The 22,192-nt window shown below is 61.5% G+C and carries 23 protein-coding genes; 15 read left to right on the top strand and 8 right to left on the bottom strand.

Annotated features, from left to right (window positions below; translation table 11 throughout):
* Positions 1-52: 52 nt before the first annotated feature.
* Positions 53-406: a hydroxyisourate hydrolase gene (gene uraH / locus HX792_RS21975; protein ID WP_176998062.1), complete on the bottom strand. Its 354-nt coding sequence runs from the start codon at positions 404-406 to the stop codon at positions 53-55.
* Positions 407-835: 429 nt separating this feature from the next.
* Here uraH and puuE point away from each other — a divergent pair, with 429 nt between their 5' ends.
* The 8 genes from puuE (at position 836) to HX792_RS21935 (ending at position 8,116) form a co-directional block, all read left to right on the top strand.
* Complete coding sequence (gene puuE / locus HX792_RS21970) at positions 836-1,762, top strand: allantoinase PuuE (RefSeq protein WP_176998061.1); 927 nt, start codon at positions 836-838, stop codon at positions 1,760-1,762.
* The gene (gene uraD / locus HX792_RS21965) at positions 1,759-2,274 is read left to right on the top strand and encodes a 2-oxo-4-hydroxy-4-carboxy-5-ureidoimidazoline decarboxylase (protein ID WP_176998060.1); all 516 of its coding nucleotides are present in this window, start codon (positions 1,759-1,761) and stop codon (positions 2,272-2,274) included. The genes puuE and uraD overlap by 4 nt, the downstream gene beginning before the upstream one ends.
* A gap of 80 nt (positions 2,275-2,354) precedes the next feature.
* Positions 2,355-3,350 (top strand): allantoicase, encoded by a 996-nt coding sequence (gene alc / locus HX792_RS21960; RefSeq protein ID WP_056786303.1) that lies wholly within the window; start codon positions 2,355-2,357, stop codon positions 3,348-3,350.
* A 120-nt stretch (positions 3,351-3,470) separates the two neighbouring features.
* Positions 3,471-3,974 (top strand): ureidoglycolate lyase, encoded by a 504-nt coding sequence (locus tag HX792_RS21955; protein ID WP_016976354.1) that lies wholly within the window; start codon positions 3,471-3,473, stop codon positions 3,972-3,974.
* A 51-nt stretch (positions 3,975-4,025) separates the two neighbouring features.
* On the top strand, positions 4,026-5,321 hold the full coding sequence (locus tag HX792_RS21950) for a urate hydroxylase PuuD (protein ID WP_176998059.1): 1,296 nt from the start codon (positions 4,026-4,028) through the stop codon (positions 5,319-5,321).
* 225 nt (positions 5,322-5,546) lie between these two features.
* Positions 5,547-6,893, top strand: a complete 1,347-nt coding sequence (locus HX792_RS21945; RefSeq protein WP_176998058.1) for a nucleobase:cation symporter-2 family protein — start codon at positions 5,547-5,549, stop codon at positions 6,891-6,893.
* A gap of 44 nt (positions 6,894-6,937) precedes the next feature.
* Positions 6,938-7,315, top strand: coding sequence for a hypothetical protein (locus tag HX792_RS21940; RefSeq protein WP_176998057.1), 378 nt, complete (start codon positions 6,938-6,940; stop codon positions 7,313-7,315).
* 15 nt (positions 7,316-7,330) lie between these two features.
* Positions 7,331-8,116, top strand: coding sequence for an outer membrane protein OmpK (locus HX792_RS21935; protein WP_176998056.1), 786 nt, complete (start codon positions 7,331-7,333; stop codon positions 8,114-8,116).
* A gap of 88 nt (positions 8,117-8,204) precedes the next feature.
* On the opposite strand, the gene HX792_RS21930 is transcribed toward HX792_RS21935, so the two are convergent.
* A complete protein-coding gene (locus tag HX792_RS21930) occupies positions 8,205-9,335 on the bottom strand; it encodes a patatin-like phospholipase family protein (RefSeq protein ID WP_176998055.1) in 1,131 nt (376 codons plus the stop codon).
* Positions 9,336-9,365: 30 nt separating this feature from the next.
* Positions 9,366-10,301: a lipid A biosynthesis lauroyl acyltransferase gene (locus tag HX792_RS21925; RefSeq protein ID WP_176998054.1), complete on the bottom strand. Its 936-nt coding sequence runs from the start codon at positions 10,299-10,301 to the stop codon at positions 9,366-9,368.
* Positions 10,302-10,420: 119 nt separating this feature from the next.
* On the opposite strand from HX792_RS21925, the gene minC reads away from it, so the two are divergent.
* The 7 genes from minC (at position 10,421) to HX792_RS21890 (ending at position 17,205) form a co-directional block, all read left to right on the top strand.
* Positions 10,421-11,158 carry a septum site-determining protein MinC gene (gene minC / locus HX792_RS21920; RefSeq protein WP_034117002.1) on the top strand — a complete coding sequence of 246 codons (738 nt, stop codon included), beginning with the start codon at positions 10,421-10,423 and terminating at the stop codon, positions 11,156-11,158.
* Positions 11,159-11,323: 165 nt separating this feature from the next.
* Positions 11,324-12,136 (top strand): septum site-determining protein MinD, encoded by an 813-nt coding sequence (gene minD / locus HX792_RS21915; RefSeq protein WP_016970146.1) that lies wholly within the window; start codon positions 11,324-11,326, stop codon positions 12,134-12,136.
* A gap of 3 nt (positions 12,137-12,139) precedes the next feature.
* The gene (minE, locus tag HX792_RS21910; protein WP_010208824.1) at positions 12,140-12,394 is read left to right on the top strand and encodes a cell division topological specificity factor MinE; all 255 of its coding nucleotides are present in this window, start codon (positions 12,140-12,142) and stop codon (positions 12,392-12,394) included.
* 96 nt (positions 12,395-12,490) lie between these two features.
* The gene (locus HX792_RS21905; RefSeq protein ID WP_005789965.1) at positions 12,491-13,126 is read left to right on the top strand and encodes an RluA family pseudouridine synthase; all 636 of its coding nucleotides are present in this window, start codon (positions 12,491-12,493) and stop codon (positions 13,124-13,126) included.
* 195 nt (positions 13,127-13,321) lie between these two features.
* Positions 13,322-14,611, top strand: coding sequence for a M18 family aminopeptidase (locus HX792_RS21900; protein WP_176998053.1), 1,290 nt, complete (start codon positions 13,322-13,324; stop codon positions 14,609-14,611).
* A 191-nt stretch (positions 14,612-14,802) separates the two neighbouring features.
* Positions 14,803-14,979, top strand: coding sequence for a hypothetical protein (locus tag HX792_RS21895; protein ID WP_176998052.1), 177 nt, complete (start codon positions 14,803-14,805; stop codon positions 14,977-14,979).
* Positions 14,980-15,051: 72 nt separating this feature from the next.
* Positions 15,052-17,205, top strand: coding sequence for a mechanosensitive ion channel family protein (locus tag HX792_RS21890; RefSeq protein ID WP_176998051.1), 2,154 nt, complete (start codon positions 15,052-15,054; stop codon positions 17,203-17,205).
* Positions 17,206-17,280: 75 nt separating this feature from the next.
* On the opposite strand, the gene HX792_RS21885 is transcribed toward HX792_RS21890, so the two are convergent.
* From HX792_RS21885 to HX792_RS21865, 5 genes are all read right to left on the bottom strand, one after another.
* Complete coding sequence (locus HX792_RS21885) at positions 17,281-17,505, bottom strand: MbtH family protein (protein WP_176998050.1); 225 nt, start codon at positions 17,503-17,505, stop codon at positions 17,281-17,283.
* Between the two features lie 83 nt (positions 17,506-17,588).
* Positions 17,589-18,983: an aspartate aminotransferase family protein gene (locus tag HX792_RS21880; protein WP_176998049.1), complete on the bottom strand. Its 1,395-nt coding sequence runs from the start codon at positions 18,981-18,983 to the stop codon at positions 17,589-17,591.
* Positions 18,984-19,230: 247 nt separating this feature from the next.
* A complete protein-coding gene (locus HX792_RS21875) occupies positions 19,231-19,998 on the bottom strand; it encodes an N-acetylmuramoyl-L-alanine amidase (protein ID WP_176998048.1) in 768 nt (255 codons plus the stop codon).
* A gap of 125 nt (positions 19,999-20,123) precedes the next feature.
* Positions 20,124-21,446 (bottom strand): ATP-binding protein, encoded by a 1,323-nt coding sequence (locus tag HX792_RS21870; RefSeq protein WP_176998047.1) that lies wholly within the window; start codon positions 21,444-21,446, stop codon positions 20,124-20,126.
* On the bottom strand, positions 21,443-22,126 hold the full coding sequence (locus tag HX792_RS21865) for a response regulator (protein ID WP_176998046.1): 684 nt from the start codon (positions 22,124-22,126) through the stop codon (positions 21,443-21,445). The genes HX792_RS21870 and HX792_RS21865 overlap by 4 nt, the downstream gene beginning before the upstream one ends.
* Between the last annotated feature and the right edge of the window lie 66 nt (positions 22,127-22,192).

Here is a 22,192-nt window from a genome sequence, read left to right as displayed (position 1 = left end):
TGGGCGGGCAAAAATCCAACGAAGAGCTTTGGGGGTGTGAAGCGAGGTGACGCTAGCTACCGCGATAGGTGGAGTAGCTGTAGGGCGAAATCAGTAACGGGACATGGTAGTGATCCTGTTCGGCGCTGATGCCGAAGCGCAGCACCACCACATCCAGGAAAGCCGGTTCAGGCAATTGCACGCCACGGGCGCGGTAGTAGTCGCCGGCGCTGAACTGCAGCTGGTAGACGCCGCTGCGGTAGTCATCACCTTGCAGCAGGGGCGCGTCGCAGCGACCGTCGTTGTTGGTCAGGGCGGTGGCAACCAGTTCCAGTTGCGCGCCTTCGACGCGGTACAGCTCAACCTTGATGGCGCTGCCGGGGCAGCCGTGTGCAGCGTCCAAAACGTGTGTGGTCAAACGTCCCATGGCGTCTACGCGCCTCCTTAAGCCAGTAGAAGAAAGATTCGCACTTTTTCAGGGCATTGAAAAAGCCGGCGATGACTGATTAAGACACTTTTTAAAAAAATTGTACACAATAAATTCAACAAATTACCGGAACGCCATTCAAACCGGGTTGCCGACGCGGGTGGTGTACCTGATAGACCCTGGGGAGGCAATCGCCGGCAAGCCGGCTCCTACAAATCAGTGTTGTGTAGAAAGATTTTGTGGTTTAGCTGACCAAGCAGGCAAGTTTCTTGCAGTGCCTTTGAGTGGGGTGTGACAGAAAAAATGCGGAAATGCAGGCTTACAAAGTTGGCAATAAGTTGTATACAATCACTCATCGCTGTGACGCCACCCAGTCATTTCACTGCCCGGCCGCCACATGAATGATCACGAACAAGAAGGAAGACTGCAGTGAGCGCTGACTACCCACGCGACCTGATCGGTTACGGCAGTAACCCTCCTCACCCCCACTGGCCGGGCAAGGCACGCGTTGCGCTGTCTTTCGTACTCAATTACGAAGAAGGCGGCGAACGCAATATTTTGCACGGTGACAAAGAGTCCGAAGCCTTCCTTTCGGAAATGGTCTCGGCCCAGCCGCTGCAAGGCGCGCGCAACATGAGCATGGAATCGCTGTACGAATACGGCAGCCGTGCCGGCGTGTGGCGCATCCTCAAGCTGTTCAAAGCATTCGATATCCCGCTGACCATCTTCGCCGTGGCCATGGCCGCCCAGCGTCACCCGGACGTGATCCGCGCGATGGTCGAAGCCGGCCACGAGATTTGCAGCCACGGCTACCGCTGGATCGACTACCAGTACATGGACGAGGCCCAGGAGCGCGAGCACATGCTCGAAGCCATCCGCATCCTCACCGAACTGACCGGCGAACGCCCACTGGGCTGGTACACCGGCCGCACCGGCCCCAACACGCGCCGGCTGGTGATGGAGGAAGGCGGCTTCCTTTACGATTGCGACACCTACGACGACGACCTGCCCTACTGGGAGCCCAACACCCCCACCGGCAAGCCGCACCTGGTGATCCCTTACACCCTGGACACCAACGACATGCGCTTCACCCAGGTGCAGGGCTTCAACAAGGGCGACGACTTCTTCGAGTACCTCAAGGACGCGTTCGACGTGCTCTACGCTGAAGGCGCCGAGGCACCGAAGATGCTCTCCATCGGCCTGCACTGCCGCCTGATCGGCCGCCCGGCGCGCCTGGCATCGTTGAAGCGTTTTATTGAATACGTCAAAGGTCACGAGCACGTCTGGTTCACTCGCCGAGTGGACATTGCCCGTCACTGGCACGAAACCCACCCGTACACGGGAGCGGCGAAATGACTGCGTTCCACACGCTTAAACCCTCGACCTTGAGCCGCGACGCATTCGTCCAGGCCTTCGCCGACATCTACGAACACTCGCCATGGGTGGCCGAAAAGGCCTTCGACCTGGGCCAGGACCCTTCGATCGACGAGATCGAAACCCTGCACCAACGCATGAGCGACATCCTGTTGAGCGCCGATCACACCAGTCAGCTGGCTCTGATCAACGCTCACCCGGACCTGGCGGGCAAAGCGGCCGTCCAGGGCCAACTGACCCAAGCCAGCACCGATGAACAGGCTGGCGCGGGGATTCACCAATGCACGGCCGAAGAGTTTTCTCGCTTCACCGAGCTGAACGATGCCTACAAGGCCAAGTTCAAGTTTCCCTTCATCATGGCGGTAAAAGGCAGCAACCGGCATCAGATCCTTGCCGCGTTCGAAACGCGCATTCACAACTCGGTCGACACCGAGTTCAAATGCGCACTGGCCGAGATCAACAAGATCGCGTTGTTCCGTTTACTGACTCTTTAAGCAACCCTCGCCCGAGTGTTCATGAGCACCCAGGGCCTGGTGAGCATCCCAAGCCACTCTATTTAAGGCAGACAAGAAGAATGAAAGCTTACGCCGTACCTTTCGAGAAATTCGTCAACCTCGCCGACGCCCGCCTGGGCACCAAGATTATCTCCGTGACCGATGACTGGTTTGCCGACGCCAACCGCCTGTTCCAGCCGACCCCGGCCGTGTGGAAGGAGGGCGTTTTCGATGACAACGGCAAGTGGATGGACGGCTGGGAATCGCGCCGCAAGCGCTTCGAAGGCTACGACAGCGCCGTGATCCGCCTGGGCGTACCGGGCTCGATCAAAGGCGTAGACATCGACACTTCATTCTTCACCGGCAACTTCCCGCCGTCGGCCTCCCTGGAAGCCTGCTTCCTGGCCTCGGGCGAGCCAGACGCCAACACCCAGTGGGTGGAAGTGCTGTCGGCCGTCGAGCTGCAAGGCAACAGCCACCACTACCACGAGATCAATAACGACCAGGCGTTCAGCCACCTGCGTTTCAACATCTACCCGGATGGCGGCGTGGCCCGTCTGCGTGTGTACGGTGTGCCGTTCCGCGACTGGTCCTCGGTGGGTGACAACGAACAGGTCGACCTGGCGGCTGCATTGAACGGCGGCCGTGCCCTGGCGTGCTCCGACGAACACTTCGGCCGCATGAGCAACATCCTCAACCCGGGCCGTGGCATCAACATGGGCGACGGCTGGGAAACCGCACGTCGTCGCACGCCTGGCAATGACTGGGTGATCGTCGCCCTGGGCCACCCGGGCGAGATCGAGAAGATCATCGTCGACACCCTGCACTTCAAGGGCAACTACCCGGACACTTGCTCGATCCAGGGCGCGTTCGTGAAGGGCGGCACCGACAGCCAGATCGAAACCCAATCGCTGTTCTGGCGCGAACTGCTGCCGGCGCAGAAACTGGAAATGCACGCTGAACACACCTTCGCCGAGCAGATCAAGGCGCTGGGCCCCATCACCCACATCCGCCTGAACGTGTTCCCGGATGGGGGTGTGAGCCGCCTGCGTGTACTCGGCAAAGTCGCCAAGTAAGCGGTGAACCCAATCGCGGGTAAACCCGCTCCCACATTTGGAATGCATTCTCCTGTGGGAGCTGGCTTGCCTGCGATGACGATAGATCAAACAACACAGAATTCGGATAAGAAGACAGCCATGCGCACACTCGTGATCGAACCCCTGACCAAAGAAGCCTTCGCCCCTTTCGGAGACGTTATCGAAACCGATGGCAGCGATCACTTCATGATCAACAACGGGTCGACCATGCGCTTCCATAAACTGGCCACGGTGGAAACCGCCAAGCCTGAGGACAATGCGATCATCAGCATCTTCCGCGCCGACGCGCAGGACATGCCACTGACCGTGTGCATGCTGGAACGACACCCGCTGGGCAGCCAGGCTTTCATTCCGCTGCTCGGCAACCCCTTTCTGATCGTGGTCGCGCCACTTGGCGATGAACCTGTATCGGGCTTGGTCCGCGCCTTCGTTACCAACGGCAGGCAGGGCATTAATTACCATCGCGGCGTCTGGCACCACCCGGTGCTGACGATCGAAAAGCGGGATGACTTCCTGGTGGTTGATCGCAGTGGCACAGGCAATAACTGCGATGAGCATTTTTTCAAAGAGGATGAGCGGTTGATCCTCGCCCCCCACCAATAAGAGAAGGTCTGATCACCCGACAACAAGGGTGACAGGCGAGAGGTAAAGACTGTGGAAGCACATCTGTTGGAATGGCTGAACCTGAGCGTGCGCTGGGTTCACATGATCACTGGCGTCGCGTGGATCGGCGCTTCCTTCTATTTCGTCTGGCTGGAAAACAACCTCAATCGCGTCAACCCCAAGGACGGCCTGGCCGGTGACTTGTGGGCGATCCACGGTGGCGGTATCTACCACCTGGAAAAATACAAACTGGCCCCGCCGACCATGCCGGACAACCTGCACTGGTTCAAATGGGAAGCCTATTTCACCTGGATGTCGGGGATCGCGCTGCTGTGCGTGGTGTTCTACTCCAACCCCACCCTGTACCTGCTGGCCCCGGGCAGCAGCCTCAGTGGGCCTGAAGGCGTATTGCTGGGCATCGGCTCGCTGTTCGCCGGCTGGTTCATCTACTCCTTCCTGTGCGACTCGGCCCTGGGCAAGCGCCCTGCCCTGCTCGGCTTCATCCTGTTTGTGCTGTTAATTGCGGCAGCCTATGGCTTCAGCAAGGTGTTCAGCGGCCGTGGCGCCTACCTGCACGTGGGTGCGGTGATCGGCACCATCATGGTGGGCAACGTGTTCCGCATCATCATGCCGGCGCAACGCGCTCTGGTGGCGGCGATCGCCGAGAACCGCACGCCAGACCCGGCGCTGCCGGCCAAAGGCTTGCTGCGTTCGCGTCACAACAACTACTTCACCCTGCCGGTGCTGTTCATCATGATCAGCAACCACTTCCCGAGCACCTACGGCAGCCAATACAACTGGCTGATCCTGGCCGGTATCGCGGTGGCTGCGGTGTTGGTGCGTCACTACTTCAACACCCGTCATGACAGCCAGAAATATGCGTGGACGTTGCCCGTCGGCGCGTTGGCGATGATTTGCCTGGCCTACGTGACCGGCCCGAAACCGGTGTCGACCGCACCGGATGTGGCCAAGGCGCCTGCCGCCATCGAGTACCAGCCGTTGCCGGAAACGGCGTTGGGTGGTGGCTTGAAACCCGCCGCACCTGCCGAACCGGCTGCTGCCCCCGCTGCCCCGGCCCAGGCCACGATTGATTTCGACAAGGTGCACGGTGTGATCCAGGAACGCTGCGCCGTGTGCCACTCGGCCAAGCCGACCAGCCCGCTGTTCAGCACCGCGCCGGCCGGGGTGATGTTCGACACCCCGGCGCAGATCCAGCAGCAGGCGGCGCGCATTCAAGCGCAGGCCGTGGCCAGCCAGATCATGCCGCTGGGCAACATCACCCAGATGACCCAGCAGGAGCGGGATTTGATTGGCACCTGGATCAACCAGGGGGCGCGTACCAATTAATTGATCCACGCAGATCCAATGTTGGAGCGGGTTTGTGTGGGAGCTGGCTTGCCTGCGATGCAGGCACCTCGGTGCATCAGGTGTACCGAGGTGATGCTATCGCAGGCAAGCCAGCTCCCACATAAAACAGCTCCCACAGTTGGCACCGTGCAAGTTTGAAGATTGAGTTCCACCCGGCAATTGAATGCCAAACAACACAACAATAAAAAAGATCCGAGGTGTTGCATGACCGAGTTAGCCGAACCGCAGATTCCTGCCGCGCCCGCCATGGTGCGGCTGCCCCTCTTGCAACTGATTCTGGTAGGCCTGCAACACGTCTTGCTGATGTACGGCGGCGCCGTCGCCGTGCCCCTGATTATTGGCCAGGCCGCAGGTCTGAGCCGTGAAGAAATCGCTTTCCTGATCAACGCCGACCTGCTCGTGGCCGGCATCGCCACCATGGTGCAGTCGTTCGGCATCGGCCCGGTGGGCATTCGCATGCCGGTGATGATGGGCGCCAGTTTCGCCGCCGTCGGCAGCATGGTGGCCATGGCCGGCATGCCCGGCATCGGCCTGCAGGGGATCTTTGGCGCGACCATCGCCGCCGGGTTCTTCGGCATGCTCATCGCACCGTTCATGTCCAAGGTGGTGCGCTTCTTTCCACCATTGGTGACTGGCACGGTGATTACCGCCATCGGCCTGTCGTTGTTTCCAGTGGCCGTCAACTGGGCGGGCGGCGGCAGCGCGGCTGCCACCTTCGGCTCGCCGATCTACCTGGCCATTGCCGCACTGGTACTGGCTACCATCCTGCTGATCAACCGTTTCATGCGCGGCTTCTGGGTGAATATCTCGGTGCTGATCGGTATGGGCCTGGGCTACGCTCTGTGCGGTGCGCTCGGCATGGTTGACCTCAGCGGCCTGGCGATGGCGCCCTGGGTGCAAGTAGTGACGCCGCTGCACTTCGGCATGCCCAAGTTCGAGCTGGCGCCGATCCTGTCGATGTGCCTGGTGGTGGTGATCATCTTTGTCGAGTCCACCGGGATGTTCCTGGCGCTGGGCAAGATCACCGGCCAGGACGTGACGCCGAAGATGCTGCGTCGTGGCCTGCTGTGCGATGCCGGCGCGTCGTTCTTCGCCGGTTTTTTCAACACTTTCACCCATTCCTCGTTCGCCCAGAACATCGGCCTGGTGCAGATGACTGGCGTGCGTTGCCGCTCGGTGACGATCATGGCCGGGGTGTTCCTTATTGTGCTGAGCCTGCTGCCCAAGGCGGCCTACCTGGTCGCGTCGATTCCACCGGCGGTGCTGGGCGGCGCGGCGATTGCCATGTTCGGCATGGTGGCAGCCACCGGGATCAAGATCCTGCAAGAAGCCGACATCGCCGACCGCCGCAACCAGTTGCTGGTGGCGGTGAGCATCGGCATGGGCCTGATCCCCGTGGTACGCCCGGAATTCTTCGCGCAGCTGCCGCTGTGGATGAGCCCGATTACCCACAGTGGCATCGCCATGGCCACCCTCAGCGCGTTGTCGCTGAATATCCTGTTCAACATCCTCGGTGGTTCTGAACGACCTGCCGTTGCCCACACGCATTGATTCCTTCGTTCGCACAAAAACAATAACGAAACGGGAAGACAAGCATGCATACCCCCCACCTGGGGCCGGCCACAAGCCGCGCCCCATTCTCGCCCCACGCGCTCTGTTACAGCGCACTTGAGCCCAGGCCTGGGAGCCAGTATTCTCCGCGCCCGCTCGAATCGACTCAAAAAAAAACAGCAGATGTAAAAGCTGACTGCAAGGCCAACTTATCCCGGCCTGTTGTCTGCGGCCAACCTACGCAAAAAGTCTTCCGGATTCGACTGCATATCATGCAGCCGACGGGGATTTTTTGGCTTTTTAAAAACCTTGGCGCAGGTCTTGCTAAAAGCACTAAAGCTGACCAAACAGACGATTTTTGCAGCGAACCAAAAGGCGCCACATCAGAGCGCCTGCGTAGAAGAAAAACCATAAAACTTTAACTCGGGAGCAACCGAATGAAACCTATGTTCAAAGGCCTGATGCTGGCGGGATCCCTGCTGGCCGGTGGCCAAGCCGTGGCCGGTGACTTGTTGCAGTGGCAGAACAACAGCCTGACTTACTTGTGGGGCAAGAACTTCACCGTCAACCCGCAGATCCAACAGACCGTCACGTTCGAACATGCCGACGCATGGAAGTACGGCGACAACTTCCTGTTCGTCGACCGCATCTTTTACAACGGCAAGGAAGACGGCAACGTCGGCCCCAGTACTTACTATGGCGAGTTCAGCCCACGCCTGTCGTTCGGCAAGATTTTCGATAAGGACCTGTCGTTTGGCCCAATCAAAGATGTGCTGCTGGCGTTCACCTACGAGTTCGGCGAAGGTGACAATGAGTCGTACCTGGTAGGCCCGGGTTTTGACTTGAACGTCCCGGGTTTCGACTACTTCCAGTTGAACTTCTACCAGCGCCAGACCGAAGGCAATCGCCCGGGTGACAACGTTTGGCAGATCACGCCTGTGTGGTCCTACACCATTCCGGTGGGCGACTCCAACGTGCTGATCGACGGCTTCATGGACTGGGTCGTGGATAACGACAAGACGTCCCGTGGTACCTACCACGCCAACCTGCACTTCAACCCACAGATCAAATATGACTTGGGCAAGGCGCTGCATTGGGGTGACAAGAAGTTGTACGTGGGTATCGAGTACGACTACTGGAAGAACAAGTACGGGATCCAGGATACCGGTGCGTTCGAAACCAACCAGGACACGGCGAGCCTGCTGGTCAAATACCACTTCTAAAGGCTGACCACACCCGCCTCCTGTGGGAGCTGGCTTGCCTGCGATAGCGCTCTTGAGGACGCTATCGCAGGCAAGCCAGCTCCCACATTTAATTCGGTGTGAGCCCGAGGAATTTCGACAGTTCCTCACGCTTGGCCAACGCATCGCGCCGCCCCAGCTCGATCAACTCACTGCAATACCCTGCCTCGAACAGCAAGTAGCTCAACACCCCCGCCCCGCTCGTCTTGGTCGCTCCCGGCCCGCGTAAGAACAGGCGCAGTGCCGCCGGCAATTCCTGCCGATGCCGCGCCGCGATCTCGTCGATCGGCTGGCTCGGCGCAATCACCAGCACTTCAACCGCCGCCAACCCGGGGGCGGCATGGCTGAACTGGTTCAAGCGTTCCAGCAGTTCGATATCGCTTTCCAGGCTGTCAATGAAGGTGCTGTTGAGCATGTGCCCGCCGATCTGCGCCAGGGTCGGCTCCTGGCCGGTGAAAGTGCGCTGCGTCGCTGGTTCATTGCCTCGCGGGTTGCCGCTGACCCCCACCACCAGCACGCGGCTGGCACCCAGGTGCAAGGCCGGGCTGATGGGCGCCGATTGGCGCACCGCGCCGTCACCGAAATACTCCTGGTCGAGTTTCACCGGGGCGAACAGCAAGGGGATGGCCGAGCTGGCCAGCAGGTGTTCAACCGTCAGTTGGGTGGGTACGCCGATGCGTCGATGACGCAGCCAGGCGTCAATGGTCCCGCCGCCCTGGTAGAAGGTCACCGCTTGCCCGGACTCATAGCCAAACGCCGTGACCGCCACCGCGTGCAGGTGCTTATTGCGGATGGCTTCATCGATGCCGTGCAGGTGCAGTTTGTCGTTGAGCAGATCGCGCAGCGGCGTGCTGTTGAGCAGCGCCACGGGCACCTGGGCACCAAAACCCAGCAGGCTATGGATAAAGAAGCGGCTCGCCTGGCGGATCACCCCGGGCCAGTCGCTACGCAACACCAGATGGCTGCGAAAGCCTTGCCAGAACGCCGTGAGGCGCCCGATGGCGGCGGTGAAGTCCATGGCGCCACTGGCCAGGCTCACCGCATTGATCGCGCCAGCCGAGGTGCCGACGATCACCGGAAAGGGGTTGGGTGCCCCCGGTGGCAGCAGTTCGGCAATCGCCGCCAGCACCCCCACCTGATACGCCGCTCGCGCCCCGCCACCGGAAAGAATCAAACCTGTAACCGGTTCAGCTGGGCGCATCGCGTCACTCCATGTGGGGAAAAGTAAGGTTTACCGACGGCGTTTCTCGTAGAGCTTGGGCTCACCCGGTGGCCGGCTCTTGAAGCGCCGGTGCGTCCACAGGTACTGCTCGGGGCATTCACGTACCGAGGCCTCGACCCACTGGTTGATCCGCAGGCAGTCGATTTCATCGGATTCGCCAGGGAAGTCTTCCAACGGCGGGTGGATCACCAGGCGATAGCCGCTGCCATCGGCCAGGCGCTCTTGGGTGAACGGCACCACCAACGCCTTGCCCAGCTTGGCAAACTTGCTGGTGGCCGTCACGGTGGCCGCCTGGATGCCGAACAGCGGCACGAAGATGCTTTGCTTGGCGCCGTAGTCCTGGTCCGGCGCGTACCAGATCGCCCGGCCGGCGCGCAGCAGCTTGAGCATGCCGCGCACGTCTTCGCGCTCGACGGCCAGGGAATCGAGGTTATGACGCTCGCGGCCACGGCGCTGCACGAAGTCGAACAACGCATTGCCGTGCTCGCGGTACATGCCGTCAATGGTGTGCTTTTGCCCGAGCAGGGCTGCGCCGATTTCCAGGGTGGTGAAATGCAGGGCCATGAGGATCACGCCCTTGCCGTCCAGCTGCGCCTGCTTGAGGTGCTCGAGCCCTTCGACATGGGCCAGGCGCGCCAGGCGCTGACGCGACCACCACCAGCTCATGGCCATTTCAAAGAAGGCGATGCCGGTGGAGGCGAAATTTTCCTTGAGCAGTTGCTTGCGCGCTTTGGCAGACATCTCCGGGAAGCACAGCTCCAGGTTGCGCGCGGCGATGCGGCGGCGTTCGCCGGCCACGCGGTACATGCCGGCGCCCAGCAGGCGACCAATGGTCAGCAACGCGCGGTAGGGCAATTGGGTGATCAGCCACAACAGGCCGAGTCCCAGCCATAACAGCCAAAAACGCGGGTGAAAAAATACAGCTCGAAAACGCGGGCGATCCATTACAGATTCCGGTAAAGACAAGGGCCGCGCATTCTACAACGGTTCGACCCGGCTTGCGGCCCGTGGATGTTCTCGTTATAAGTCTCGACACTTTTCGTGACAAGCCGCTTTTGCCGACCATGAGCCAAACCGAACCGCTAGACCAAGATCCCGTGTTCCAGTTAAAAGGCAGCATGCTCGCCATTACCGTGTTGGAACTGGCCCGCAACGACCTCGATGCCCTGGACCGCCAACTGGCCGCCAAGGTCGCCCTGGCGCCGAACTTCTTCAACAATGCCCCGCTAGTGCTGGCCCTGGACAAACTGCCCGCCGGCCAGGGTGCCATCGACCTGCCCGGCCTGATGCGTGTGTGCCGCTCCCATGGCCTGCGTACCCTGGCGATCCGTGCCAGCCGTATCGAAGACATTGCCGCCGCCATCGCCATTGAACTGCCAGTACTGCCACCGTCCGGTGCGCGCGAGCGTCCGCTGGAACCATTGGTCGGTGAAGAGAAGAAAAAACCGGAAAAACCACCCGAGCCTGCGATCAAGCCTACAAAGATCATCACCTCGCCCGTACGCGGCGGGCAGCAAATTTACGCCCAGGGTGGCGACCTGGTGGTGATCTCCTCGGTCAGCCCGGGGGCGGAACTTCTCGCTGATGGCAACATCCATGTATACGGCCCGATGCGCGGACGTGCCCTCGCCGGCATCAAGGGTGATACCAAGGCGCGTATTTTTTGCCAGCAGTTAACCGCTGAGCTAGTGTCCATCGCAGGCCAGTACAAGGTTTCAGAAGATTTGCGCCGTGATCCGCTGTGGGGGGCTTCGGTGCAGGTCAACCTGTCGGGCGATGTGTTGAACATCATCCGTCTTTAACGGATACTGCCGCATTTTCCAAGCATCTCTAGACTCTGATAGCACAGCGAAACCGGCATTACTTGTGTAGGAATTATTTTTCCTACAAGGCTGTCCGCCTGCAGCGAGTTCCAAGAGATGTTTTTCAGGGACCGAAAAGTCCTTTTTCCTTAGGGGTGAAACACCTTGGCCAAGATTCTCGTGGTTACATCCGGCAAGGGTGGTGTGGGTAAGACCACCACCAGCGCCGCTATCGGTACCGGTCTCGCTCTGCGCGGCCACAAGACAGTCATCGTCGACTTCGACGTCGGTTTGCGTAACCTCGACCTGATCATGGGCTGCGAACGCCGCGTGGTGTACGACTTCGTCAACGTGGTAAACGGCGAAGCCAACCTGCAACAGGCCCTGATCAAGGACAAGCGCCTCGAGAACCTGTACGTGCTGGCCGCCAGCCAGACCCGTGACAAGGACGCGCTGACCAAAGAAGGCGTAGGCAAAGTCCTGGCCGAACTGAAGGAAACCTTCGAATACGTGGTCTGCGACTCGCCGGCCGGTATCGAAACCGGTGCGCACCTGGCGATGTATTTCGCTGACGAAGCCATCGTGGTGACCAACCCGGAAGTCTCCTCGGTACGTGACTCGGACCGCATGCTGGGCCTGCTGGCCAGCAAGTCCCAGCGCGCCGAAAAAGGCGAAGACCCGATCAAGGAGCACCTGCTGCTCACCCGCTACAACCCTGAGCGCGTCAGCAACGGCGAAATGCTGGGTGTTGAAGACGTGAAGGAAATCCTCGCAGTGACCCTGCTGGGCGTGATTCCAGAATCCCAGGCCGTACTCAAAGCCTCCAACCAAGGTGTTCCGGTCATCCTCGACGACCAGAGCGACGCCGGCCAGGCGTACAGCGATGCCGTCGACCGCCTGCTGGGCAAGTCCGTGGAACATCGCTTCCTCGATGTCAAGAAGAAGGGATTCTTCGAGCGTATCTTTGGAGGCAACTAAACAATGAAATTTCTCGACTTCTTTCGCGCCAACAAAAAGCCAACGACCGCGTCGGTAGCGAAAGAGCGTCTACAGATCATCGTGGCGCACGAACGCGGCCAACGCAGCACGCCGGACTACTTGCCAGCCTTGCAGAAGGAACTGGTCGAGGTGATCCGCAAGTACGTCAATATCGGGAACGACGATGTGCATGTCGCCCTGGAAAACGACGGCAGCTGCTCGATTCTGGAACTCAATATCACCCTGCCTGATCGTTGATCGAACAGGCGGCCGCCACGGCGGCTCGTTCACTCTGATCCCTTTTTGGGGACCGGGTGGGCGAGCCGCCGTTGGCGTTTGTTACGAGGCTGTTTAATGCCGCTGTCCAATATCCATATCCTGCATCAGGACGACGCCGTCCTGGTGGTGAACAAGCCGACCCTGCTGCTCTCGGTGCCCGGCCGCGCCGATGACAACAAGGACTGCCTGATCACCCGCCTGCAGGAAAACGGCTACCCCGAAGCCCGCATCGTCCATCGACTGGACTGGGAAACCTCGGGGATCATCCTGCTGGCCCGGGACGCCGATACCCACCGCGAACTGTCCCGCCAGTTTCATGACCGCGAAACCGAAAAGGCCTACACCGCCCTGGCCTGGGGCCAACCGGAGCTGGACAGCGGCAGCATCGACCTGCCCCTGCGCTACGACCCGCCAACCAAGCCACGCCACGTGGTGGACCATGAGTTCGGCAAACATGCGCTGACTTTCTGGAAAGTGCTGGAACGTTGTGGCGACTGGTGCCGCGTGGAACTGACGCCGATCACCGGGCGCTCGCATCAATTGCGCGTACACATGCTGTCCATCGGCCACCCGCTGCTCGGTGATGGCCTTTATGCCCACGAACAAGCCCTGGCCGCCTGGCCGCGCCTGTGCCTGCACGCCAGCATGCTGAGCTTCACCCACCCGCAAAGCGGCGAACGCCTGCGCTTCGAGTGCCCTGCTCCCTTTTGAAGGGTGAACCCGATCAAATATGGGAGCTGGCTTGCCTGCGAAAGCGGTGTGTCAGCACCACATTTTTTACCGATAGACCGCCTTCGCAGGCAAGCCAGCTCCCACAGGGGTTATGAGTGATGCTCGAGAGAGCAGTCACACGCCAAATCCCGAGCCAATACGGTAAACTCCGCGCACTGCTGTCTGGAGCTATTTATGCGCGAAGCGTTGAATCAAGGCCTGATCGACTTCCTCAAGGCCTCCCCTACTCCTTTTCATGCCACTGCTGCCCTGGCCCAGCGCCTGGAAGCGGCGGGTTACCAGCGGCTCGACGAGCGCGAAACCTGGGCCACCGAGGCCAACGGTCGCTATTACGTCACCCGTAACGATTCCTCGATCATTGCCTTCAAGCTGGGCCGCCACTCGCCGTTGCTGGGCGGCATTCGCCTGGTCGGCGCCCATACCGACAGCCCATGCCTGCGGGTCAAGCCCCAGCCCGAGTTGCAACGCCAGGGCTTCTGGCAGTTGGGCGTGGAAGTCTACGGCGGCGCACTGCTGGCGCCGTGGTTCGACCGCGACCTGTCCCTGGCCGGCCGCGTCACCTTCCGCCGAGATGGCAAGGTCGAAAGCCAACTGATCGACTTCAAGCTGCCAATTGCCATCATCCCCAACCTGGCCATCCACCTGAACCGTGAAGCCAACCAGGGCTGGGCGATCAATGCCCAGACCGAGCTGCCGCCGATCCTCGCGCAATTTGCCGGTGACGAGCGCGTGGACTTCCGCGCCGTGCTCACCGAACAGCTGGCACGCGAACACGGCCTGAACGCCGACGTGGTGCTCGACTACGAGCTGAGCTTCTACGACACCCAGAGCGCCGCAGTGATCGGCCTCAATGGCGACTTCATCGCCGGCGCACGCCTGGACAACCTGCTGTCGTGCTACGCCGGCCTGCAGGCTTTGCTCACCAGCGACAGCGATGAAACCTGCGTGCTGGTGTGCAACGACCACGAAGAGGTCGGCTCCTGCTCGGCGTGCGGCGCCGATGGCCCGATGCTGGAACAGACCCTGCGCCGCCTGCTGCCCGAAGGTGATGAATTCGTACGCACCATTCAGAAATCCCTGTTGGTATCGGCGGACAACGCCCACGGCGTACACCCCAACTACGCCGAGAAGCACGACGCCAACCACGGCCCCAAGCTCAATGCGGGCCCGGTGATCAAGGTCAACAGCAACCAGCGCTACGCCACCAACAGCGAAACCGCAGGCTTCTTCCGCCACCTGTGCATGGCCCAGGAAGTGCCGGTGCAGAGCTTCGTGGTGCGCAGCGACATGGGTTGCGGCTCCACCATCGGCCCGATCACCGCCAGCCACTTGGGTGTGCGCACCGTGGACATCGGCTTGCCGACCTTTGCCATGCACTCGATACGTGAGTTGTGCGGCAGCCATGATTTGGCGCATCTGGTGAAGGTGTTGGGGGCGTTTTACGCCAGCCGCGACCTGCCCTGAGACCGCGGCGCGGCCATCGCAGGCAAGCCAGCTCCCACATTTGAATGTGTTCACAAATCAAAATGTGGGAGCTGGCTTGCCTGCGATAGCGATCTCCCGAACACCCAACGCTATCTGACACACATCAACGCCATTTCCTGTAATCCGACCTAGACTTGTCAGTATTCCCACTCCGACAAGGCCGTCGTCCCATGATCTCCATGTCCTCGTTCCACGCCATGCTTATCCCGATCCTGATCGGCATGATCCTGCTGGCGACGGGTTTCAACTTTCGCGACAAGCCCCTCGGCGTGTTTGGCATGTGGATCGGCATGCTGCTGATACTGGGCACGGTGGTCTACAAGATCCTCGCCAAACTGGCGGAATGACAAATGCACTCGCATCTGGCATAGCGGCCTCGTACACTCGATCAACCCGTCGTTTCCAAGGTTGACCGCCTAGTGTTCTCCCGTCTGTTCGCCCTGCCCTGCACCCTGCTGATCGCCCTGCTCATGTTGCTGCCGCTCGCGCCTGCCCAGGCCGTGAGCCTGCCCGGCCTGCTGGGCAACGCCACCAAGTCCCAACCCCAGGCCGATGTGCCGCTGGGGCAGTCGCTGGACGAGGTAATCAAGACCCTGGAAAACGACCAGCAGCGCACCCAGCTGTTGAGCGACCTGAAAAAACTCCGTGAAGCCACGAAAAAAGCCCAACCGGCCACCGAAGAAGGTGTGCTGGGCTTGATCGGCGGCACCCTGGCCAACCTCGAAGCGCAGTTTTCCGGGGCCGACAGCCCGCTGGGGCGCTGGTCCAACGAAATCGACCTGGCCAAGGATGAACTCGATGCCCTGATGTTGCCGGCCAGCGAATGGCTGCCGATCATTTTCGGTTTTGCCCTGATCCTGGCCGTGTGGAGCTTGCTGGCCGCCGCGCTGATCTGGCTCAGCCACCGGGTACGCGAGCGCTTCGGCCTGCCCGAAGAACTGCCGCAGCACCCGCGCACCTGGGACATGGTGCGTTTCGCCCTGCGCAAACTGGGGCCATGGCTGATCGCCCTGGTGATCACGGTGTACCTGAGTTATGCCCTGCCCTCTTCCCTGGGCAAATCCCTGGCGATGGTGTTGGCCTACGCGCTGGTGGTGGGCACCTGCTTCTCGGCCATCTGCGTGATCGCCTTTTCCCTGCTCGACGGCCCGCACCGCCATCGAGCCCTGTACATCCTGCGTCACCAGGCCTTCCGCCCGCTGTGGTGGATCGGCAGCTTTGCTGCCTTCGGCGAGGCCTTGAGCGACCCGCGACTGGTCGCAGCGCTGGGGCAGCACTTGTCCCACACGGCCGCGACCGTGGCCAATGTGATGGCGGCGCTGTCCACCGGCGTGTTCATCCTGCGTTTCCGCCGCCCCATCGCCCACCTGATCCGCAACCAGCCGCTGTCGCGTCGCCTGACCCGCCGTGCCCTCAGCGACACCATCGAGATCATCGGCTCATTCTGGTACATCCCGGCCCTGCTGCTGGTGGGCATCTCGCTGTTCGCCACCTTCGTGTCGGCCGGCGACACCAGCACCGCCCTGCGCCAGTCACTGCTGTGCACGGTGCTGCTGGTGCTGTGCATGGTGATCAACGGCCTGGTACGCCGCCACGCCCTCAAGCCGCAGCGCGGCCACAAGCGCCATGCGCTGTACTCCGAGCGCCTGAAAAGCTTTGTCTACACCTTGGCGCACCTGATGGTGTGGCTGGTGTTTATCGAACTGGGCCTGCGGGTGTGGGGCCTGTCGCTGATCCGCTTTACCGAAGGCGACGGGCATGAAGTCAGCGTCAAACTGTTCGGCCTGGCCGGGACCTTGCTGTTCGCCTGGCTGATCTGGATCCTCAGCGACACCGCCATCCACCATGCCCTCACCCGCTCGCGCAAAGGCCTGGCCAACGCACGCGCGCAGACCATGATGCCGTTGATCCGCAACGTGCTGTTCGTGACCATCTTCATCATTGCCGCGATCGTCGCCCTGGCGAACATGGGCATGAACGTCACGCCGCTGCTGGCCGGTGCCGGTGTGATCGGCCTGGCGATTGGTTTTGGTGCGCAATCGCTGGTAGCAGACTTGATCACCGGCCTGTTCATCATCATCGAAGACTCCCTGGCCATCGATGACTACGTCGACGTCGGCGGCCACCTCGGCACCGTCGAAGGCCTGACCATCCGCACCGTGCGCCTGCGCGACATTGACGGCATCGTGCACACCATCCCATTCAGCGAGATCAAGAGCATCAAGAACTACTCGCGGGAATTCGGCTACGCGATCTTCCGGGTGGCGATCCCGTACAACATGGAAATCGACGATGCAATCAAACTGATGCGCGACGTGGGTCAGAAAATGCGCAACGACCCGCTGCAACGCCGCAATATCTGGTCGCCGCTGGAGATCCAGGGTGTGGAGAGTTTCGAGTCGGGCAGCGCGATCCTGCGCGCCCGGTTCAAGACGGCGCCGATCAAACAGTGGGAAGTGTCGCGGGCGTTCAACTTGTCGTTGAAGCGGCATCTGGATGAAGCGGGGTTGGACCTGGCGACGCCGCGCTTGAGCGTGCAGGTGGTGACAGCAACAGCAAAACCCGAACTGTAGGAGCCGGCTTGCCGGCGATGGCGACCTTGAAATCGCTATCGCCGGCAAGCCGGCTCCTACAGGGGTGGATGTGGATCAGCCTGCCAATGCAGCGCTGTCCATCTTCTGGCGCAGGCTCAACGGGCGCATGTCGGTCCAGACTTCTTCGATGTAGGCCAGGCACTCTTTCTTCAGGCCGCTCTTGCCCACGGTGCGCCAGCCTTCCGGCACGGCCTTGTAGTCGGGCCAGATCGAATACTGTTCTTCGTGGTTGACCACTACCTGAAACAGGATGTCGTCGCGGTCAAATACTGAGGTCATTGCTGTTCTCCATCGCAAATAAGGTTGGCCGCGCACCGTGCGCAGCGCTGATATCTTTAGAAACGTACCAACCTGCAAAAAAATTAGAGGCTGGCCACCGCTGCGGCCAACGCCCGGCCAAAGATCTCGGCGACGCGGTCGACTTCGGCGCCGGTGATCACCAGCGGCGGTAGGAAGCGCACCACGCTGCCATGGCGCCCGCCCAACTCCAGGATCAGGCCGCGCTTGAGGCACTCGCGCTGCACCAGCGGTGCCAGCTGACGATGCACCGGTGGGTGGCCCTGAACATCGGGCTTGCCGTTCGGGTCCACCAGCTCCACGCCGAGCATCAGCCCACGGCCACGGATATCCCCCAGTTGCGGGAAATCCCGTTGCAGGATGCGCAGGTGCTCACCCAAGCGTTCGCCCATGACGGCGGCATGGCCGGCCAGGTCGTGCTCCTTGAGGTAGCGCATCACCGCCGAACCGGCCGCCATCGCCATCTGGTTACCGCGGAACGTCCCGGCATGGGCGCCGGGCAGCCAGGTGTCGAGCCAGTCGCGGTACACCACCACGGCCAGTGGCAGGCTGCCGCCGATGGCCTTGGACATCACCACCACATCCGGAATGATCCCGGCGTGCTCAAAGGCAAACATCTTGCCGGTGCGGCCGAAACCGCTCTGGATTTCATCGACGATCAACGCCACGCCCGCCTGCTCGGTGATGCGCCGCAGGCCGCGCAACCAATCGAGATCGGCCGGGATCACGCCACCTTCGCCCTGCACCACTTCCACAATCACCGCCGCCGGCAGCAAGACGCCCGCCTCCGGGTCGTTGAGCAGGTTTTCCAGGTAATGCAGGTTGACGCGAACCCCTTCGGCGCCGCCCAGGCCAAACGGGCAGCGGTAGTCATAAGGGTACGGCAGGAACTGCACGCCATTGCCGAGCAGTGCGCCCAGTGGTTTCTTCGGCCCCAGGCTGCCCATCAGGCTCAACGCGCCCTGGCTCATGCCGTGGTAACCGCCCTGGAACGACAGCACGGTGCTGCGACCGGTGGCGGTGCGTACCAGTTTCAACGCGGCTTCCACCGCATCGGTGCCCGTGGGGCCACAGAACTGGATCTTCGCTTCGCGCGCCAACTCAGCCGGCAGCAAGCCGAACAGGTCCTGCACGAACTGGTCCTTGACCGGCGTGGTCAGGTCGAGGGTGTGCAGCGGCAGTTCGTCGCTCAACACCTGCTGAATGGCCGCGATCACCACCGCGTGGTTATGCCCCAGCGCCAAGGTGCCAGCACCGGCCAAGCAGTCGATGAAACGACGACCTTCCACATCTTCCACATAGATGCCCTTGGCGCGCTTGAGCGCCAGGGGGATACGCCGAGGGTAGCTGCGGGCATTGGATTCCTGCTGGCGCTGGCGGGCCAGCAGCGGGGACTCGTCAAACTGGTAAAGCGTTTCTTGAAGCGGGGTGTCTTCGATATGGCTGATAGCGACGGACATTACAAGATCCCTCATCGGGCCCAAGGGGCATGCGCACGGATTTCCTGTTCTGGAAACGCATCAGCGCGGGAGGGATTTAGTGGCCACCGATCTTTAACTGAGGGATGAAGATCCAGAGGTGGGAGCGGGCTTGCTCGCGAAGGTGGACTGTCAGTCACCAAAAATGCTGACTGGACCACCGTATTCGCGGGCAAGCCCGCTCCCACATTTGGACGGTGTGAATCCATAGACCCGCAGGAACCAGACGTTAGAGGCCTCGGTATTTTTCGTTCAGTGCGTACAAAATTGCGCAGGTTTCTGCGTCCAGGAAACCGCAATAATCCCGGGGCCGAAAGTGCATCTGAAACGCCCGCGTGCGCTGTTCAAAGCCTTGCCGGTTCTTCGCCGGCGCATACCCATAACGCTGGAACGCCCGCTCCACCTCCACCTCTGGCGGTAACTCGACGCAAAACCGGCGCTGGTACATTGCCCGCGTCGCCTCATCGAACCATGCGCCGATGCCCGCTTCATGCAGATGCCGCCAGGGCATACTGGGCCCTGGGTCGCTCTTGCGCCCAAACGCCACATCCGAGTGCCCGAGGATGCCCGCAGGCTCTATCTGTGGATAGCGACCCACGATGTCGCGCAGCAGCGCAATCAACACCTCGATCTGTTCCTCGGCGTACGCGGGAAAGGTGAAGACGCCCGCATCATCCCGCGCCAGATTGACCAGCTCGATACCGATCGAGCGGCTGTTGAGGTTGTCGCGCCCCTCCCAGTGACTGACCCCGGCATGCCAGGCGCGCCTGCTTTCGTCCACCAGGCGAAACACTCGCAACTCGTCATAGGACGCCGCGCGATAGCTGGGTTCTTCGGGGTCAGGCACCAGGTAATGCGCACTCACACCGTCCTGGGTCAAAATGCGCAGGGATGACGCAAAGGGCAACGCGGTGTAATGCAGGATCACCTGCCGCACGGGCTCGCCGTAGCGTTCGTTGAAGCCGGTGGCAGGAAAACTGGTATCGATGACCAACATAAAAAGCCGTCCTTTTCACTACAGGCCGACTCATTCGGCCCGTTCAAGCACAAAAAAATTACCGCCATCCTGAAGCGTTGAACCTCAAGCGGGCGGTAACTAATTGGCACCTGAAAGAAAAGAAATCAGCGACGCAGCGGCATTCCCAGGTCGACCCGCAAGCCATCGGGCTGACTGTCGAACTTCAGCGAGCAGGAGCAGCGCTGCACAATCGCTTGCACGATGGCCAGGCCCAGGCCGCAACCTTCGCTGCTGCCATTGCGCCAGAAACGCTGGGTCAGGTATTGCAGGTCTTCGGCAGAGATCTGCTTGCCGTGGTCACGCACGCGGAACACCACGTGCTCGGCGTCGGTGAATACACTAAGTTCCACACGCGTATCGGCCGGCGTGTGACGCAGGGCGTTGTCCAACAGGTTGCGCAAGGCTGCAACGGCCAGGCCCACGGGCATTTCCACCGGCCGGTCGCTGAGACCTTCCGGCAGGATCAGATCGATGCGCGAGTTGTCCCCGGCGTTGGCGTCCTGGATCGCCAGGCGTGCCACTTGTTCGGCACTGGACTGCAAACCGTCGTCAAACGACAGGCTGCCTTCCACCCGAGCCAGCAACAGCAACTGTTCAAGGGTGCGGTGCAGGCGGTCGGCGCCCTCCTCGGCATGAGCCAGGGATTGGTCCCGCGCGGCACCGTCGGTCATGCGCGCCACTTGCAGGTGGGTCTTGATCGCCGTCAGCGGGCTGCGCAGTTCATGGGCGGCGTCCCCCGTCAGGCGGCGCTCGCGCTCGATGGTCTTGGCGATGCGTTGCAGCAGTTGGTTCTGGGTGTCGAGCAGCGGCTTGAGCTCGCTGGGCAGCGGATGGATCTGCAGCGGTTCAAGGGAATCGGCACTGCGGCGCATCAAGGCGTCCCGCATGCGATTGAGCGGCAACAGGCTCTGGCCGATCCCCAGCCACAGCAGGCACAGGCAACCGAGCAACGCCACGCCCACCGGCACCGAAGCCGCCAGCAGGATCGACAGGTTCAGCGCCTCACGCTCCACTTGGCGGTCAGCGGTGGTGATCAGCAGGTCGCCCCGGGACAGGGTGAAACTGCGCCAGCCCACGCCATCGATCATCTGGTCGCGAAAACCGCTTTTGCGCGACTCCAGCCCTTCATCCGGCGTGGTGTGGCTGCGTGCCAGGATTTCCCCGCGCAGGGAACTGACCTGGCAGGCCATGCCGCCCGGCACGTTCAATTGCTCGGTGCGCAAATGCGTGCCGCCACTCACGCTGGCCAGGCCGGGCATCTGCTCGGTCAGCCCGGCCACCATGCGCGCCGACGCCACCAGGCGCTGGTCGAGGGAAAACATCATCTGGTTGCGCAGGTCGTTGAGCATCCAGGCGGCTGCCAGGGCCCAGATCAGCACAAAGGCAGCGCCCAGCTTGAACGTCAGGCGCAGGCGCAGGCTTTTCACGAAGCGTCCTCTCCACCCGCATCTGCCGGCCCGAGGCGATAACCCAGGCCGCGTACGGTCTCGACAATGCCGTTGCCCAATTTTCGGCGCAGGTGGTGGATGTGCACGTTCAGCGCGTTGCTTTCCAGTTCGTCATTGAACCCGTAGACGCTGTCCTTGAGCTGCTCGCTGGACAGCACGCGACCCTTGTTGTGCAGCAGCGCTTGCAACAGTGCCTGCTCGCGACGGGACAGGTCCACCGGCTCGCCGCCCAGGAAAGTCTCACGGCTGCTCGGGTCATAGGCCAGGCGGCCATGCTCGATCAGGTTGACGCTGCGCCCCGCCACCCGCCGCAGCAGGGTTTGCAGGCGCGCAGCGAGTTCGCGCAGGTCGAAGGGTTTGAGCAGGTAATCGTCGGCACCGGCTTGCAGGCCGTCGACGCGGTTGGTCACCGAGTCGCGGGCGGTGAGGATCAGCACCGGAATCTCCAGACCCTGGCTGCGCTGTTGCTGCAGCAGCTTGAGGCCGTCTTCATCGGGCAAGCCGAGGTCGAGCACCATGATGTCGAACGTGGCCGCCTTGAGCATCGCGCGCGCGGCAGAAGCCGTACCCACGCGTTCGACAGTAAAGCCCTGGGCGGTGAGGCCAGCCACGATGCCGCTGGCGATCAGTTCGTCGTCTTCACAGACCAGTACGTGCATGCTGAACCCTTCATGAAAGATGGGGGAATTAAAGAGGCCACGGATTAAGCGCCGATTATGCCGCGA

This window comes from Pseudomonas sp. B6002, assembly GCF_013385985.1.
GTDB lineage: Bacteria > Pseudomonadota > Gammaproteobacteria > Pseudomonadales > Pseudomonadaceae > Aquipseudomonas.
This window is presented reverse-complemented; position numbering and strand designations above follow the sequence as displayed.